We start from the raw sequence: 14,847 nt of genomic DNA on the forward strand, positions 1-14,847 counted from the left end.
CCAGTTGGTGCCGGACCCTGCGACAAGGAATGCTGGGCCCGTGAGTGGGAGCGGAGGTGCGCGACGACGCGAGCTCGACACAGCGGCGCTCGTCAGTGCGGTCCAGACGGTACGCGCCGCAGTCGAGGGGAGTGCACTCCCGGTTCGGGTCGACGGAGCCGAGCAGGCGCGGCGCGACCGGGTCGAGCTGCTCCACCAGCTCGACGACTACGTCCTCCCACGGCTGCAGTCTCTCGATGCTCCGCTGCTGTGCGTCGTCGGAGGCTCCACCGGCGCCGGCAAGTCGACCCTGGTCAACTCCGTCGTCGGCGAGCTGGTGACGCGCGCAGGAGTCCTGCGCCCCACCACGCGCGCATCGGTGCTGATCCACCACCCGAGCGACGCCCGCTGGTTCGCCGACGACCGGGTGCTGCCCGGTCTGGCTCGGCTGACCGGTGGCCCCACCACCGAGGAGGACCCGGGTCAGCTGCGGCTCGTCGCCTCCGACCACATCCCGGCAGGCCTCGCTCTGCTCGACGCGCCCGACATCGACTCGGTCGTCGAGGCCAACCGCGACCTCGCCCGCCAGCTGCTGTCAGCCGCTGACCTGTGGCTGTTCGTCACGACCGCGGTGCGCTACGCCGACGCCGTGCCGTGGGCGCTGCTGCAGCAGGCCACCGAGCGGGGTACGTCGGTCGCCGTCGTCCTCAACCGCGTCCCCATGGACGCCATGGGCGAGGTCCGCGCCGACCTCGCTCAGATGCTCATCCAGCAGGGCCTCGGCCAGTCACCGGTCTTCGCGGTGCTCGAGAGCCGCCTCGACGAGCAGGGCCTGCTGCCCACGTCCGAGGTGTCGCGGATCCGGTCCTGGATCACCTCGCTCGCGGCCGACGCCCATGCCCGGTCGACCGTGATCCGCCGTACCCTCAGCGGCGCCCTCGACTCGTTGTCCGGCCGTGCCAACACTCTCGCCGGCGCCGTGCAGGCCCAGGCCGACGCCGTCGATGAGCTGCGCTCGGTGTCCGAGGGCGCCTACGCGCGGGCGACCGACGAGGTCGCCGAGGGCATGAGTGACGGCTCGCTGCTGCGTGGTGAGGTGCTCGCCCGCTGGCAGGAGTTCGTTGGCACCGGCGAGTGGTTCCGGCAGCTCGACGCCGGCGTCGGCAAGGTTCGCGACAAGCTCTCCGCGATCCTGCGCGGGCGGGGGCGCGGCGTCCCGACCACCGAGCTCGGCGAGGCTTTGCACACCGGCGTCGCTGCCCTGATCGCCTCGCACGGCGAGTCGGCCGCGCTGTCGGTCGCCCGGCAGTGGCGTACCCGCGCCGGCGGCACCGAGCTGATGACCGAGCACCCCGAGCTCGGGCGCGTCTCGCCGGAGTTCGACGCCCGGGTCCAGCAACTCGTCCGCGAGTGGCAGGGCGACGTCCTCGACCTCGTCCGCGCCGAGGCGGGCGGTCGGCGTACGACGGCCCGGTTCCTCGCCTTCGGGGTCAACGGCATCGCGGTGATGCTCATGCTGATCACGTTCTCGGCCACGGCGGGCCTGTCCGGAGCCGAGGTCGGCATCGCGGGTGGCTCGGCCGTCGTCGCGCAGCGGCTGCTCGAGGCGATCTTCGGCGACCAGGCCGTGCGCACGCTGTCCGCCAAGGCGCGCCGGCTCCTGCTCGACCGGGTCGAGCGGCTCTACGCCGACGAGCAGCAGCGGCACGAGGCCGCGCTGATGACGCTTGCCGTCGACCCGGAGGTCCCGCAGCGCCTCCGCGCGGCGGTCGATGCAGTGAAGGGTGCTCGATGAGCAGGTTGCGCAAGGTCCTCTGGGACAGTGGCAAGGTCACACCGACCGTGTCCCACGAGCAGCTCGTGTCGGGCAGTGCTGCCCTCGGTCGGGCGCTGGAGGCGGGCGGCTCGCACATCCCGCCCGAGGCCGCCGCGGCCGCCGCAGCCGTGCGCGCCAAGGTCGACGAGCGTACGGCCGTCCGAGGCACCCGCACGGTTGCTGCCCTCGCCGGCGCCACCGGCAGCGGCAAGTCCAGCATCTTCAACTTCCTTGTGGGAGAACCAGTTTCGCGCATCGGTGCGCGGCGACCGACCACCTCCACGTCCACCGCGGCGGTGTGGGGTGATGAGCCGAGCGCGGCCCTCCTGGACTGGCTCGGCGTCGACGCACGCCATCAGGTCGCGGCCGGGATCCCGCAGACCGATGAGCTCGACGGCCTGGTGCTGCTCGACCTGCCCGACTTCGACTCACGGGTTGCTGCCCACCGTCACGAGGCCGACCGCGTGCTCGAGCGCGCCGACGTCTTCGTGTGGGTGACCGACCCCCAGAAGTACGCCGACGCCGTGCTGCACGACGACTACGTACGCCGGCTGGCCGGACACGACACCGTCACCCTGGTCGTGCTCAACCAGATCGACCGGCTGCCGCCGGACCAGGTCCAGGAGTGCGCCGCCGACCTGGAGTCGTTGATGCGCCGCGACGGGCTCGGTGACGTGACGGTGATCCCGACGTCGGCGGTCACCAGCGTCGGTCTCTGGGAGCTCGCGCGAGAGCTCGCCCGCGTCGTCCAGACCAAGAACGCCGCCGAGCAGCGGCTGCTGGGTGACGTACGGTCGCAGGCCGCGAGCCTGCGGTCGTACGTCGGCGAGGGCGAGCCCGAGGTGGGTGAGGCGGCCACGCCCGAGCTGGTCGACGCGCTGAGCCAGGCGGCCGGCGTACCCCTGGTCGAGAAGGCCGTCGAACGCGACTACCGGATGCGGGCCGCGCGTGAGACCGGCTGGCCGTTCACCCGATGGACCTCGCGTCTGCGCGCGGCGCCGTTGCGTCGGCTCGGGCTGGACCGTCCCGGATCTGATGGTCGGCCCGGTATCTCCGACAACGACCTCGACGTGCTCACCGGACGCAGCTCGCTGCCTCCGGCGACCCCTGCGGCACGCGCTGCCGTCGAGGTGTCGACGCGGCGGCTCGCCGAGGGTGCGTCGACCGGCCTGCCCGCGACGTGGGCCGAGTCGGTGCACGACGCGGCGACCCCGCCCGACCGATCGATGGTCGACTCGCTCGACCAGGCCGTCTTCTCGACCCCGCTGCGGGGGTCCCGCCCGTGGTGGTGGCTGGTGTTCGGGGCGCTGCAGTGGCTGTTCGCGGCGCTCGCGGTCGCCGGGCTGGTGTGGCTGCTCGTGCTCATGGTGCTCGGGTGGGCCCAGATCGAGGTCGGCACACCGCGGTGGGGGTGGCTGCCGGTGCCGCTGGTCCTGCTCTTCGGCGGCGTGCTGATCGGCCTGCTGCTCGCGGCGATCGCTCGCTGGATCGCGGCCCGCGCCGCACGTCGCAGGGCCGCGGCCGCGCGCCGTGCGCTCACCACGGCGATCACCCGAGTGGCCGATGACCACGTCGTCGCCCCGGTGCGGGCGGTGCTGCACGCGCACCGCGACACCCGTCAGGCGCTCGACGCCGCGAGTGCCTGAGTCTCAGTACTCCACGCTGATCGTCTGCGCGGTCGGGTCGATCCGGCAGCGTCCGCCGAACGGCACGACCAGCTGGGGGTCGGTGTGCCCGAGGTCGACGTCCAGGACGACCGGGACGTCGGGGGAGTACTCCGTCATGGCGCGCAGCACGGCCGCGTGCTGCGCCTCGACGTACGCCGTGCGCTCCTCGGGTGTGCACGGGCGCATCAGCTCCCACGCCTTGGGCCGGCCCATGAGCAGCGCGCTGAACCGCTGGAGCAGCCCGCGCTCGCCGAGGCACATCAGCACCTCGTAGACGTAGGAGTCGCTCGGCATCTCCTCGGAGGTCTCCAGGAACAGCACCCGCCCCTGGTGCTCCTCGTCGGGGCGCAGCCAACGGTTCGCGCGCAGGTTCCAGTCGAGGATCTCCAGGCAACCGCCCCAGAGGCGCCCTTCGACCGGGCGGTCACCGCCGTGCCACTGCCAGCCGGTGCCGGGAAACAGCTCGGGCTCCGCCCGCAGGTTGGCCGGGTCGGACCAGTCCTTGCCCATGTCGGTCCACCCGTCGGCCGGACGCAGGTCGTACCAGCCACCCGCGAAGAGCGCGGCCCGCAATGCCTCCATGGCGTGCGGGCTCGTCGAGCCGAAGCGGCCGAGTGTGGTCATGACGGTGCCGCCGTAGTAGGACACGATGCCGAGCCGGTCGAGGAACAGGCACAGGTTGGTGTTGTCGCTGATGCCGTAGAACGGCTTGGGGTTGCTGCGGATCAGCTCGGCGTCGAGGTGGGGCAGCACCTTGATCTGGTCGTTGCCGCCGATGCTCGTGATGATCACCGTGATGCCGGGGTCGGCGAAGGCGGCGTGGATGTCGTCGGCGCGCTCCTGCGGCGTGGCGCCCCACGTCCGTGTCGTCGGGTACTCGACCGGGACGAGATCGAGCTCGTCGCGCATGCGCTGCAGCCCGAGGTCGAACGGCGCCGGCAGTCGTGCCGGCAGCGCCGCAGCAGGCGAGAGGACTGCGACACGGTAACCGGGGCGGGGGCGTACGGGCGTGAGCATGCAGGTCACCGTACGACCTCGGGCCGTCCACAGCTCCCGCCTTTTCGCGGCAGTGTCCACAGCCGGTGCGGGTGCTCTTCCCGGTGCCGCTGGCGCCGAACAGGATCGACGGCAACCGGTGACACGGCCGGTGACCATGTCGAGAGAGGGACACGATGTTCAAGACCCAGGTGACGATCACCGGCAACCTCGTCGGAGAGCCCGAGATGCGCGCGACCAAGACGGGGGAGCCGCTCGCGTCGATGCGGGTCGCCGTCAACGCCCGACGCAAGGACCCCGAGTCGGGGGCGTGGGTCAACTACGCCACCAGCTTCTACAACGTGAGCGCGTTCAACCGGATGGCGATCAACGCGCTCAACTGCCTGCACAAGGGGGAGCCGGTGCTGGTGATCGGCGAGCTCAAGGTCCGCGAGTACACCGGCCAGCACGGCGAGACGCAGCGGTCGGTCGACATCACGGCCGAGCACATCGGCCACGACCTCAGCCAGGGTCGGTCGCAGTTCCGCAAGCAGTCGCAGCCGACCCTCGACCGTTTCGCGGACGACCCTGGCGTGCCGGCGGGCGCCGGCCACCCGCCGTACGACGGCGGCCCGTTGCAGCCGATCGACGACGAACAGCTCGCTGGTGCGCAGCCGCCTCCTGCCGACCTGGACTACGTCGAGGTCGAACCACTCGCGTCCTGAGGGACTCGATTCGGCGGGGGTGGTCGGCCACAGATAACCTTCCCCGCATGGCCGAGTTCATCTACACCATGACCAAGGCCCGCAAGGCCGTCGGCGACAAGGTCATCCTCGATGACGTCAGCATGTCGTTCTTCCCCGGCGCCAAGATCGGCGTCGTCGGACCCAACGGTGCGGGTAAGTCCACCATCCTGAAGATCATGGCCGGCCTCGACCAGCCGTCCAACGGTGAGGCGCGCCTGTCTCCCGGCTACAGCGTCGGCATCCTCATGCAGGAGCCCGAGCTCGACGACTCCAAGACGGTGCGCGGCAACGTCGAGGAGGGCCTCGGCCAGATCAAGAAGGACCTAGACCGGTTCAACGCGATCTCCGAGGAGATGGCACAGCCGGACGCCGACTTCGACGCCCTCATGGAGGAGATGGGCAAGCTCCAGGAGAAGATCGACGCGGCTGACGCCTGGGACCTGGACTCCCAGCTGGAGCAGGCCATGGACGCGCTGCGCTGCCCGCCGGGCGACGCCGACGTCACGGTCCTGTCCGGTGGTGAGCGCCGTCGTGTCGCGCTGTGCAAGCTGCTGCTGTCCAAGCCCGACCTGCTGCTGCTGGACGAGCCCACCAACCACCTCGACGCCGAGTCGGTGCTGTGGCTGGAGCAGCACCTGGCTGCGTACGCCGGCGCCGTCCTCGCCGTCACCCACGACCGGTACTTCCTGGACCATGTCGCGGGCTGGATCTGTGAGGTCGACCGCGGTCGCCTCTACCCCTACGAGGGCAACTACTCCACCTACCTGGAGAAGAAGCAGGAGCGTCTGCAGATCCAGGGCAAGAAGGACGCCAAGCTCGCCAAGCGCCTGAAGTCGGAGCTGGAGTGGGTCCGCTCCAACGCCAAGGCCCGCCAGACCAAGTCCAAGTCGCGTCTGGCGCGCTACGAGGAGATGGCGGCCGAGGCCGAGCGCACCAAGAAGCTGGACTTCGAGGAGATCCAGATCCCGCCGGGTCCGCGTCTGGGCGCCCAGGTCATCGAGGTCAAGGACCTCAAGAAGGGCTTCGGCGACCGCGTCCTGATCGACGGGCTGTCCTTCACGCTGCCGCGCAACGGCATCGTCGGAGTGATCGGCCCCAACGGTGTCGGTAAGACCACGCTGTTCAAGACGATCGTCGGTCTGGAGGAGCCCGACGGCGGCTCGGTCAAGGTCGGCGACACCGTCAACATCAGCTACGTCGACCAGAGCCGTGGCGGCATCGACTCCGAGAAGAACCTGTGGGAGGTCGTCTCCGACGGGCTCGACTACATCAAGGTCGGCAACGTCGAGATCCCCTCGCGTGCCTACGTCTCGCAGTTCGGGTTCAAGGGTCCGGACCAGCAGAAGAAGGCCGGCGTGCTCTCCGGTGGTGAGCGCAACCGCCTCAACCTGGCGCTCACCCTCAAGCAGGGCGGCAACCTGCTGCTGCTCGACGAGCCGACCAACGACCTGGACGTCGAGACCCTCGGCTCGCTCGAGAACGCGCTGCTGGACTTCCCGGGCTGCGCCGTGGTCATCAGCCACGACCGGTGGTTCCTGGACCGGGTCGCGACGCACATCCTGGCCTACGAGGGCACCGACGAGAACCCCGCCGCGTGGTACTGGTTCGAGGGCAACTTCGAGGCGTACGAGGAGAACAAGATCGAGCGGCTCGGCCCGGAGGCGGCCCGTCCGCACCGCGTCACGCACCGCCGCCTGACGCGCGACTGACAGCGCTCCACCGGAGCAGCACGACGCCCGCCGCTGACCACCGGTCGCGGCGGGCGTCGTATGTCCGGCCTCAGAGCGTGGCCGGCGCGGGGACCCGGTGCCGCAGCCGGTGCTCGAGGTTGGCCCGTACCGCAGGCCACTCGGCGCGCAGGATCGAGAAGAGCACCGCGTCCAGCAGGGCACCGTTGCGGTAGCGGCGGTTCGCGCGCAGCACCCCGTCCTGCTTGGCGCCGAGACGTTCGATGGCCGCTCGCGACTGGTGGTTGACCCACTGCGTACGCAGGCCGACACACTCGCAGTCGAGCGTCTCGAAGGCGTGCCGCAGCAGCAGCAGCTTGGACTCGGCGTTGGTGCCGGTGCCGTGCGCCGTCTCGCGGTTCCAGGTGTAGCCGATCTCCAGCCGAGGCACCGAGGCGTCGATGTCGTAGTAGGTCGTCATCCCGAGCACCTGGTCGTCGGCCTGACGGACAGCGGTGAACGGGAGCATCTCGCCCGTGCGCTGCAGCGCGATGCGCCGTTCGATCTCGGCCGCCATGTCGTCCGGGTGAGGGATCGAGGTGTACCACCGGTCCCACATCCGGCCGTCGTGGACGGCGTCGACGAGACCGTCGAGGTGCTCGGGCGCGAGAGGTTCGAGGCGGACGAGGTGGCCGATCAGGGTGACCGGCGCGAGAGGCATGTGGATCGACATGGCTCGATCACACCGTAAATCCGGTCGCGCGTCACGGCCAGAAAGCACATGGGCACGAGTCCACTATCCTCGCAACGTGGCCAGGACAGCGCGGGCGAGCGCCCTTCACCTCCCATCCGACATGGGGCGTGAGCCCGAGGCGATCGCCGCTGCGGTGGTCGAGGAGATTGCCGCCGGCAGGCTCGACCGCGGCGACCCGCTCCCGTCCACGCGGGCGCTCGCCGCGCAGACGGGAGTCCCGCGATCGGCGGTCGTGTCGGCGTACGACGTGCTGCTGGCTGCCGGGATCATCGAGACGACGCCCGGCTCGGGTGCGACGGTCGTGGTCGACCAGGGCGTCGCTCGGTCGGCGACGGGTGTCGGAGCCGCCCCGCGCAGGCCACGAGAACGCCTGCGCCCCAACGTCGTTCGGCCGGAGCGCGACGTCCCCCACCGCGTGCGGTTCAACCTGATGCCTGGCGCACCGGACGTCTCACTCATCCGAGAGCGTGAGTGGCGGCAGGCGTGGCGCAGTGCGACGGCGAGCGTCCCCGAGCTCGACTGGTACCACCCGATGAGCCATCCGGCGTTGCAGGGGGCCCTGGTCGCGCACCTGAGGCAGATGCGCGGGATCGCGACCGAGGCGCATGACGTGGTGATCTTCCCGGGTGTGAGTGCGGCGGTGCACGCCGTCACGCACGCGCTCCGTCCGCGCAGCGCCGCCATGGAGGACCCCGGTTATCCGATGGCACGAATCCCATTGCAGCACAACGTCGCTCGGGTCGACCTCATACTTGTCGACGACCACGGGATGCAGGTCGAGCGGCTCGATCGCCAGGAGCTGGTCTACGTCACACCCGCCCACCAGTTCCCGCTCGGCGGCCGGATGCCGGTGACGCGACGTGAGCAGCTGCTGCGCTGGGCGAGCGCGACCGGTGCCGTGATCATCGAGGACGACTTCGACGGCGAGTACCGCCACGACTCGGCGCCCCTGGGGCCGCTGCGGTCGATGGCGTCCGGGCAGGAGTCGGTGGTCTACATCGGCACCGCGTCCAAGGTCCTCACCCCACACCTGCGTCTGGCGTGGGCGGTCGTGCCGCCGTGGATGTCGGAGGCGGTGCGCGTCGCGGGGACGACGTTACGCACCGACGCGAGTCTCATCGCGTCCGACGCTCTCGCCCACCTCATCGGCAACGGCGGTCTGAGCCGACACCTCGCCCGGGCGCAACGCACCTACGCCGCGCGTCGCCGTCGGCTGGTCGCCGCCCTCGCCCAGCACCTGCCCGAGGTCGAGCTGGTCGGTGTCGAGGCGGGCATTCACGTCGCGGTCCGGTGGCGCGACGACACCGTGCGTGACAGCGACGTGGCCGCCGAGTGCGCCGCGCGCGGCATCGCGCTGGCGCCGTTGAGCGCGTACGCCGCACAGCACCTGGCCAACGGGCTCCTGCTCGGCTACGCCCAGCTGCCCGAGACACAGGCGGATGCCGTCGTGGCCGAGATCGCCGAAGCGCTTGAGGTCGTACGACAGGGCCGACGTACCCCGGTCAGTCCTTGATGCGCACCATGCCCTCCTGGGCGACCGTGGCGACCAGGGTGCCGTCGGCGGCGAAGATCTTGCCGATGCCCAGGCCGCGACCGCCCGAGGCCGAGGGCGACTCCTGCTGGTAGAGCAGCCAGTCGTCCGCGCGCAGCGGCCGGTGGAACCACATCGCGTGGTCCAGGCTGGCCGCGCGGATGCGGGGGTCGGACCAGGCGAGGCGGTGACGGCGCAGCACCGACTCCAGCAACGTGTAGTCCGAGCTGTACGCCAGGACGGCGGCGTGCAGCAGCGGATCGGCCGGGATCTGCTCGGTGACCCGCATCCAGATCTTCTGCTCGGCCGCCGCCTGCGCACCGGGTGCGAGGTAGAGCGGGCCCTCGACGTGACGGATGTCGACGGCGCGACGGTAGGCCCAGTGCTGGGCCATCGGGTGGTCGATGTCGCCGACCTCGTCGGCGGCGGTGGGCAGCCGCTCCGGCGGGGGAGCAGCAGGCATCGACGCCTGGTGGTCGAGGCCGTCGGCAGCCACCTGGAACGACAGGTTCATCGACATGATGACCTTGCCGTGCTGCAGGGCGTGCACTCGGCGGGCCGAGAACGACGACCCGTCGCGCAGCCGCTCGACCGCGAACCGGATCGGCTCGTTCGAGTCGCCCGCGCGCAGGAAGTAGCCGTGCAGGGAGTGGATCGGCCGAGAGGCGTCGCCGGGCTGGTCGGCCACGGTGCGTCCGGCGGCGATGACGCACTGCGCGAGCACCTGGCCGCCGAACACCCGCCCGTGCGGCTGCGGCTGGCTGCGGCCGACGAACAGGTCGGCCTCGTTGTCACCGAGGTCGACCGCGTCGTCCCCGGCGGGGGAGTCGACACGGATGCGGGCCTGCCCGGCGGGCTGGAGGTCCAGCGTCTCCAGGAGGTCGGCCACGGGGTCCAGCTGGGACGGGTTCTGCTCTGAAGTCACGGGGGGACTCTAGCGATCGGTGCCCGAGGCGCCTTGCGATGATGGGCACCATGCCCTCACGCCCGTACGCCGTCGACGTCCCTCTGCGCTGGTCCGACATGGACGCCCTGCGCCACGTCAACAACGTCCAGTTCGTCCGGCTGCTGGAGGAGGCGCGCGTGCTCGCTCTGCGTGACTGGTTCCGTCAGGACGACGGCACCGTCCACCATCCGCAGCTGCTCATCGCACGCACCGAGATCGACTACCTGCGCCAGCTGAAGTACCGCCCCGAGCCGGTCGTCATCGCGCTGTGGGTCAGCAAGCTCTCCGGTGCGTCGTTCGACATCTCCTACGAGGTCAAGGACTCCCGCGCCGACGACGCCGAGGTCTACGCCGCTGCCGAGAGCACCCAGGTCGCCTTCGACATGGAGTCTCAGCGTCCGCTGCGGATCAGCGACGAGGACCGGGCCCTGCTGCACAAGTACGAGGCGCCGCCGGTCGACCTCCGACGTCGCCCCAGCGGTCACGCATGAGCGCGCTGCGTCTCGCCGACACCGACACCCGCGCCGACCTCGGCACCTACATCGCTCGGGCCCGGTCGCTCGACGCCGACGGCGGCGTCCGGCTGCAGGCGACGGGCACGGCGCTGGCCGTCTGGGTGGGTGTGCTGCGGGGGCGCGGCCTCATGAACGACGGCACCGTCGTGGGTCTGCGGGTGCTCCCACTGGCGCAGCCCTCGGACGTCGACACCGTCGTACCCCTGTCCGCAGTCGCTGACCGGCTCGCGCGTCTCGACGGCACCGACGGTCTCGACGTCGAGGTGCCGCCGATGACCGTACGCGCCGGCTGGGCAGCCATGACACCGCCCCGCGCGGGGTGGTCGCCCGTCGGTGAGGTGGAGGTCGCGACGCTGAAGAAGGTTGCGGCAGAAGGCATCTCGGAGGTCGCGCAGGGTTCGCCGGAGGGCTCGGGTGCCGCGGCGGTCGACGCGCTGCGCCAGCGGGTCTGGGGCCGAGCCGTGCCCCTCTCGGGTGGTGCGGACGGGCTGCCGGCCGGTGTGGCGTTCGCCGGCCACGTGCTGGGCTTCCTCGCCGGCGACACTGCGCAGGTGTTCACGGCAGCGCGCTGGTACCGCGTGTCGACGCCTCTCGGGCACGTCCTGGTGCGCTGAGGCGCCGAAAACGCATGGCCCGCGGTCGGGGCGCGAACTACGTTGACGGGCATGTCCGTCTTCGTGTCGCACACCACCATCGACTGCCATGACGCCTACAACCTCAGCGAGTGGTGGCGCGTCGTCCTCGACTACGAGATGAACCCCGACGACCCCAATGAGCCCGGCCACGAGGAGTGCCCGATCCACGACCGCGAGTCGGGGCACACGCTCCTGTTCATCCAGGTCCCGGACGCCGAGCTGCCCGCCAAGCGCATTCACCTCGACGTGCGTCCGCGCGAGCGCCCTCGTGACGAGGAGGTCGACTGGCTGCAGCAGCAGGGCGCGACCGTCGTCGCCGACCGCCGGGGCATCTACGGCCCCGGCAGCGGCTGGGTCACGATGAGCGACCCCGAGGGCAACCAGTTCTGCGTCCTGCGCTCACCCGCCGAGGTGGCGGCGCAGGACGCACAGGGCTGAGCGTCAGCGCACCCAGACGGTGGTGTCGGTCGGGAGTGCGTCGTCCACGACCGGTCCGCTCGTGAGGAGCACCTCGGCATCGTCCGGCAGGGGAGCGGCCGTCGTACCCAGGTTGGTGATGACACGCACGGCGCCGCCGTCCGGTGTCGTGTTGACCAGCGTCACGACGTCGCCGTCGCCGACCAGGTCCAGCGAGCCCTCGCCCAGACGCAGCTCACGGCGCAGCCGCAGCATCGAGCGGTAGAGCTCCAGCGTCGAGCCGTCGACGCCGTCCTGCTGGTCGACGGCGAGGTCGGCGTACGACTCGGGCTGCGGCAGCCAGGTGTGTTCCGACGGGCCGAATCCGTAAGCAGGAGAAGCCTTTTCCCACGGCATCGGCACCCGGCAGCCGTCGCGACCACGCTCGGTGTGCTGCGAGCGCTCCCACGTCGGGTCCTGGCGGGCCTCGTCGGGCATCTGGGTGTGGTCGGGCAGGCCGAGCTCCTCGCCCTGGTAGAGGTAGGCGCCGCCGGGCAGCGCGAGCATCAGCGCGGTCGCGGCTCGTGCGCGCCGCAGACCCAGCTCGGCGTCGGGCTGCGGGTCGCCGACACCGATGCCGTTGGGTCGCTTGTCGGTCGCGCTGAGGCCGAGGCGGGAGGCGTGACGGACGACGTCGTGGTTGGACAGCACCCAGGTGGTCGGCGCGCCGACGGAGTCGTTGGCGGCGTACGACGACTCGATCACCGCACGCAGCGCGGCGGCAGTCCATGAGGTCTCGAGGAAGTCGAAGTTGAACGCCTGGTGGAACTCCTCGGGCCGCACGTAGCGCGCAGCGCGCTCGGCCGGCGTCACCCACGCCTCGGCGCACATGACCCGGTCGGCGACCGAGCTGTCGGTCGCGTTGTAGCCGTCGAGGATCTGACGCCAGGTGCGGTAGATCTCGTGGACGCCGTCCTGGTCCCACATGGGCGCACGGCGCTCGTCCGCAGCGTCCGTGCCCGAGCCGAGCATCGTCAGGTGCTCCGACCAGTCGGGCAGGCCGGCCTCCTTGATGAGGCCGTGCGCGACGTCGACTCGGAAGCCGTCGACGCCCCGGTCCAGCCAGAAGCGCAGGATCGACTCGAACTCCTCGCGGACCTGCGACAGCTGCCAGTTGAGGTCGGGCTGCTTGGGGTCGAACAGGTGGAGGTACCACTGGCCGGGGGTGCCGTCGGCGTCGGTCACGCGGGTCCAGGCCGGGCCGCCGAACACGCTCTCCCAGTTGTTCGGCGGCTGCTCACCGTGCTCGCCGAGGCCGTCACGGAACATGTAGCGCTCGCGCTCGGGCGAGCCGGGGCCTGCGGCGAGCGCAGCCCGGAACCACGGGTGCTCGTCGGAGGTGTGGTTGGGCACCAGGTCGACGATGACGCGGATGCCGAGCTCGTGCGCGCGGGCGAGCAGTCGGTCGGCGTCGGCGAGTGACCCGAACAGCGGGTCGATGTCGCGGTAGTCGGCGACGTCGTACCCGGCATCGGCCTGCGGTGAGACGTAGAACGGCGACAGCCAGACGGCGTCGACGCCGAGATCACGCAGGTAGGGGAGACGCTCGACGATGCCGGGGAGGTCACCGATGCCGTCGCCGTCGTGGTCGACCCAGGAGCGCGGGTAGATCTGGTAGATCACCGCATTGCGCCACCAGGTCGCATCGTCCGGGCCGGCGCTGTGCAGGGTGCGGGCAGGGGCTGTGGTCGTCGTGGAGGTCTGGCTCACCGGTCCAGTCTGGGACGCCGGCCGGCACGCTGTCGAATCGATTCGACAGCGTGTTCGCCGACGGGTCCGTCAGTGGCCGCCGGGAGCGGTGCCGTCGAGGCTGTTGACCATCGAGTACGCCGCGCGGGTGAGGTAGTCGCGCAGCACCAGGTCGTGCGACTCGTCGAGGTCGAGGGTGTCGACGGCGGCCATCATGTGCAGCAGCCAGCGGTCGCGCTGCTCAGGGGTGACCGCGAACGGCATGTGCCGCATCCGCAGCCGTGGGTGGCCGCGCTGCTGCGAGTAGGTCGTCGGGCCACCCCAGTACTGCTCCAGGAACAGCAGCAGTCGTTCCTCGGCTGGACCGAGGTCCTCCTCGGGGTACATCTCGCGCAGCGGGGCGTCACCGGCGACGCCCCTGTAGAACTCGCGCACCAGCCTGGCGAAGGTCTCGTGCCCGCCGACCTCGTCGTAGAAAGTCACGCCGGCCAGTCTGTCAGCCGGTGCAGCACGCGTTCAGGGGGCGCTGCTGTCCGGCCCGTACGCCGAGAAGCCCGGCCCGCGGATGCCCGCCAGGTCGAGCGCGACCTTGGAGCGCTCGCGCAGCTCGCGCGACACCGAGAAGTTCTCGTTGGGGGCGCACTTGGCGATGACGCGTACGGTCATGACTCCGCCGGTCACCGACTCGACGCCGGCGACCTCCGGCGTCTCCAGAAGGCGCTCCTTCCAGGGCGACTCGTGGTCCAGGGTCGCCACGACGTCGCGCAGCACCCGCAGGACCTTCTCGACCGGCTGGTCGTACGCGACGGGGATGTCGACCAGCGCCGTCGACCAGCCCTGCGAACGGTTGCCGATCCGGATGATCTCGCCGTTGCGGATGTACCAGACCACACCGTTGGCGTCGCGCAGCCGGGTGATGCGCAGTGAGACCTCCTCGACCGTGCCGATCGCCTCACCGGTGTCGATGACGTCACCGACGCCGTACTGGTCCTCGGCGATCATGAAGATGCCCGAGAGGAAGTCCTTGACCAGGCTCTGAGCGCCGAAGCCGATCGCGACGCCGACGACACCGGCGGAGGCGAGCAACGGGCGCATGTCGACACCGAGCTCGGCCAGCACGGTCAGGGCCGCGATCGTGAACACCACGATCGTCGTGATCGACCGCAGGATCGAGCCCATCGTCGCCGCCCGCTGGTGACGCCGCTGGCTGTCGAGGCCGGCCGCCTGCCACAGCACGCGCCCGGCGCGCCCGGCCTGCGGACGGCTCGGGCGCTCCTCCATCGCCGCTACCGCACGCTGGATGGCGCGGTGGGCGAGCCAGCGAACGAGGATCGCGCCCACGACGATGCAGGCGATCTTCAGGGGTGATCCGAGCAGCCAGTCCCAATCCATTCGGGCATCCTCGCAACCGCGCCGACAGGTGGGCAAAACCGGTCGGCGTACGTCGGCCAGCCTCGCGCCCGGGCGGGTG

Annotated in this window: 14 protein-coding genes; 8 read left to right on the forward strand and 6 right to left on the reverse strand. The window is 70.9% G+C overall.

Going from position 1 to position 14,847, the window contains the following annotated elements; all coding sequences use genetic code 11:
* The first annotated feature begins 40 nt into the window (after positions 1-40).
* Together VV01_RS05345 and VV01_RS05350 are read left to right on the forward strand one after the other, a co-directional pair.
* Positions 41-1,774: a GTPase family protein gene (locus tag VV01_RS05345; RefSeq protein WP_050668986.1), complete on the forward strand. Its 1,734-nt coding sequence runs from the start codon at positions 41-43 to the stop codon at positions 1,772-1,774.
* Positions 1,771-3,441, forward strand: a complete 1,671-nt coding sequence (locus tag VV01_RS05350) for a GTPase (protein WP_050668987.1) — start codon at positions 1,771-1,773, stop codon at positions 3,439-3,441. Before VV01_RS05345 ends, VV01_RS05350 begins: the two co-directional genes overlap by 4 nt.
* A 3-nt stretch (positions 3,442-3,444) precedes the next feature.
* Here the strand turns inward: VV01_RS05350 and VV01_RS05355 are convergent, their stop codons facing one another.
* Positions 3,445-4,479: a S66 family peptidase gene (locus VV01_RS05355; protein WP_197274994.1), complete on the reverse strand. Its 1,035-nt coding sequence runs from the start codon at positions 4,477-4,479 to the stop codon at positions 3,445-3,447.
* A gap of 155 nt (positions 4,480-4,634) precedes the next feature.
* Between VV01_RS05355 and VV01_RS05360 the strand changes: the two genes are divergently transcribed.
* Together VV01_RS05360 and ettA are read left to right on the forward strand one after the other, a co-directional pair.
* A complete protein-coding gene (locus VV01_RS05360; protein WP_050668989.1) occupies positions 4,635-5,162 on the forward strand; it encodes a single-stranded DNA-binding protein in 528 nt (175 codons plus the stop codon).
* A gap of 47 nt (positions 5,163-5,209) precedes the next feature.
* Complete coding sequence (gene ettA / locus VV01_RS05365) at positions 5,210-6,892, forward strand: energy-dependent translational throttle protein EttA (RefSeq protein ID WP_050668990.1); 1,683 nt, start codon at positions 5,210-5,212, stop codon at positions 6,890-6,892.
* A gap of 70 nt (positions 6,893-6,962) precedes the next feature.
* Here the strand turns inward: ettA and VV01_RS05370 are convergent, their stop codons facing one another.
* Positions 6,963-7,583: a GNAT family N-acetyltransferase gene (locus VV01_RS05370; RefSeq protein WP_197274995.1), complete on the reverse strand. Its 621-nt coding sequence runs from the start codon at positions 7,581-7,583 to the stop codon at positions 6,963-6,965.
* Positions 7,584-7,659: 76 nt separating this feature from the next.
* Here VV01_RS05370 and pdxR point away from each other — a divergent pair, with 76 nt between their 5' ends.
* Positions 7,660-9,117, forward strand: a complete 1,458-nt coding sequence (pdxR, locus tag VV01_RS05375) for a MocR-like pyridoxine biosynthesis transcription factor PdxR (RefSeq protein ID WP_071606297.1) — start codon at positions 7,660-7,662, stop codon at positions 9,115-9,117.
* Here the strand turns inward: pdxR and VV01_RS05380 are convergent.
* Positions 9,107-10,060: an acyl-CoA thioesterase gene (locus VV01_RS05380; RefSeq protein ID WP_050668992.1), complete on the reverse strand. Its 954-nt coding sequence runs from the start codon at positions 10,058-10,060 to the stop codon at positions 9,107-9,109. The genes pdxR and VV01_RS05380 overlap by 11 nt on opposite strands.
* Positions 10,061-10,110: 50 nt before the next feature.
* On the opposite strand from VV01_RS05380, the gene VV01_RS05385 reads away from it, so the two are divergent.
* Genes VV01_RS05385 through VV01_RS05395 form a run of 3 tightly spaced genes read left to right on the forward strand, consistent with a single transcriptional unit; the run spans position 10,111 to position 11,669 of the window.
* Positions 10,111-10,572, forward strand: coding sequence for an acyl-CoA thioesterase (locus VV01_RS05385; protein WP_050671740.1), 462 nt, complete (start codon positions 10,111-10,113; stop codon positions 10,570-10,572).
* On the forward strand, positions 10,569-11,210 hold the full coding sequence (locus VV01_RS05390) for a hypothetical protein (protein ID WP_050668993.1): 642 nt from the start codon (positions 10,569-10,571) through the stop codon (positions 11,208-11,210). Before VV01_RS05385 ends, VV01_RS05390 begins: the two co-directional genes overlap by 4 nt.
* A gap of 51 nt (positions 11,211-11,261) precedes the next feature.
* Positions 11,262-11,669 (forward strand): VOC family protein, encoded by a 408-nt coding sequence (locus tag VV01_RS05395; RefSeq protein ID WP_050668994.1) that lies wholly within the window; start codon positions 11,262-11,264, stop codon positions 11,667-11,669.
* 3 nt (positions 11,670-11,672) lie between these two features.
* On the opposite strand, the gene VV01_RS05400 is transcribed toward VV01_RS05395, so the two are convergent.
* The 3 genes from VV01_RS05400 to VV01_RS05410 all read right to left on the reverse strand — a co-directional run bounded on the left by VV01_RS05400 (position 11,673) and on the right by VV01_RS05410 (position 14,768).
* Entirely contained in the window at positions 11,673-13,397 is a 1,725-nt protein-coding gene (locus VV01_RS05400; RefSeq protein ID WP_197274996.1) for a glycoside hydrolase family 13 protein, read from the reverse strand.
* Between the two features lie 69 nt (positions 13,398-13,466).
* Positions 13,467-13,859: a globin gene (locus tag VV01_RS05405; RefSeq protein ID WP_082220836.1), complete on the reverse strand. Its 393-nt coding sequence runs from the start codon at positions 13,857-13,859 to the stop codon at positions 13,467-13,469.
* A gap of 33 nt (positions 13,860-13,892) precedes the next feature.
* Complete coding sequence (locus VV01_RS05410) at positions 13,893-14,768, reverse strand: mechanosensitive ion channel family protein (protein WP_050668996.1); 876 nt, start codon at positions 14,766-14,768, stop codon at positions 13,893-13,895.
* Positions 14,769-14,847 lie beyond the last annotated feature (79 nt).

Origin of the sequence: Luteipulveratus halotolerans, from assembly GCF_001247745.1 — a bacterium.
Taxonomy (GTDB): Bacteria; Actinomycetota; Actinomycetes; order Actinomycetales; family Dermatophilaceae; genus Luteipulveratus; species Luteipulveratus halotolerans.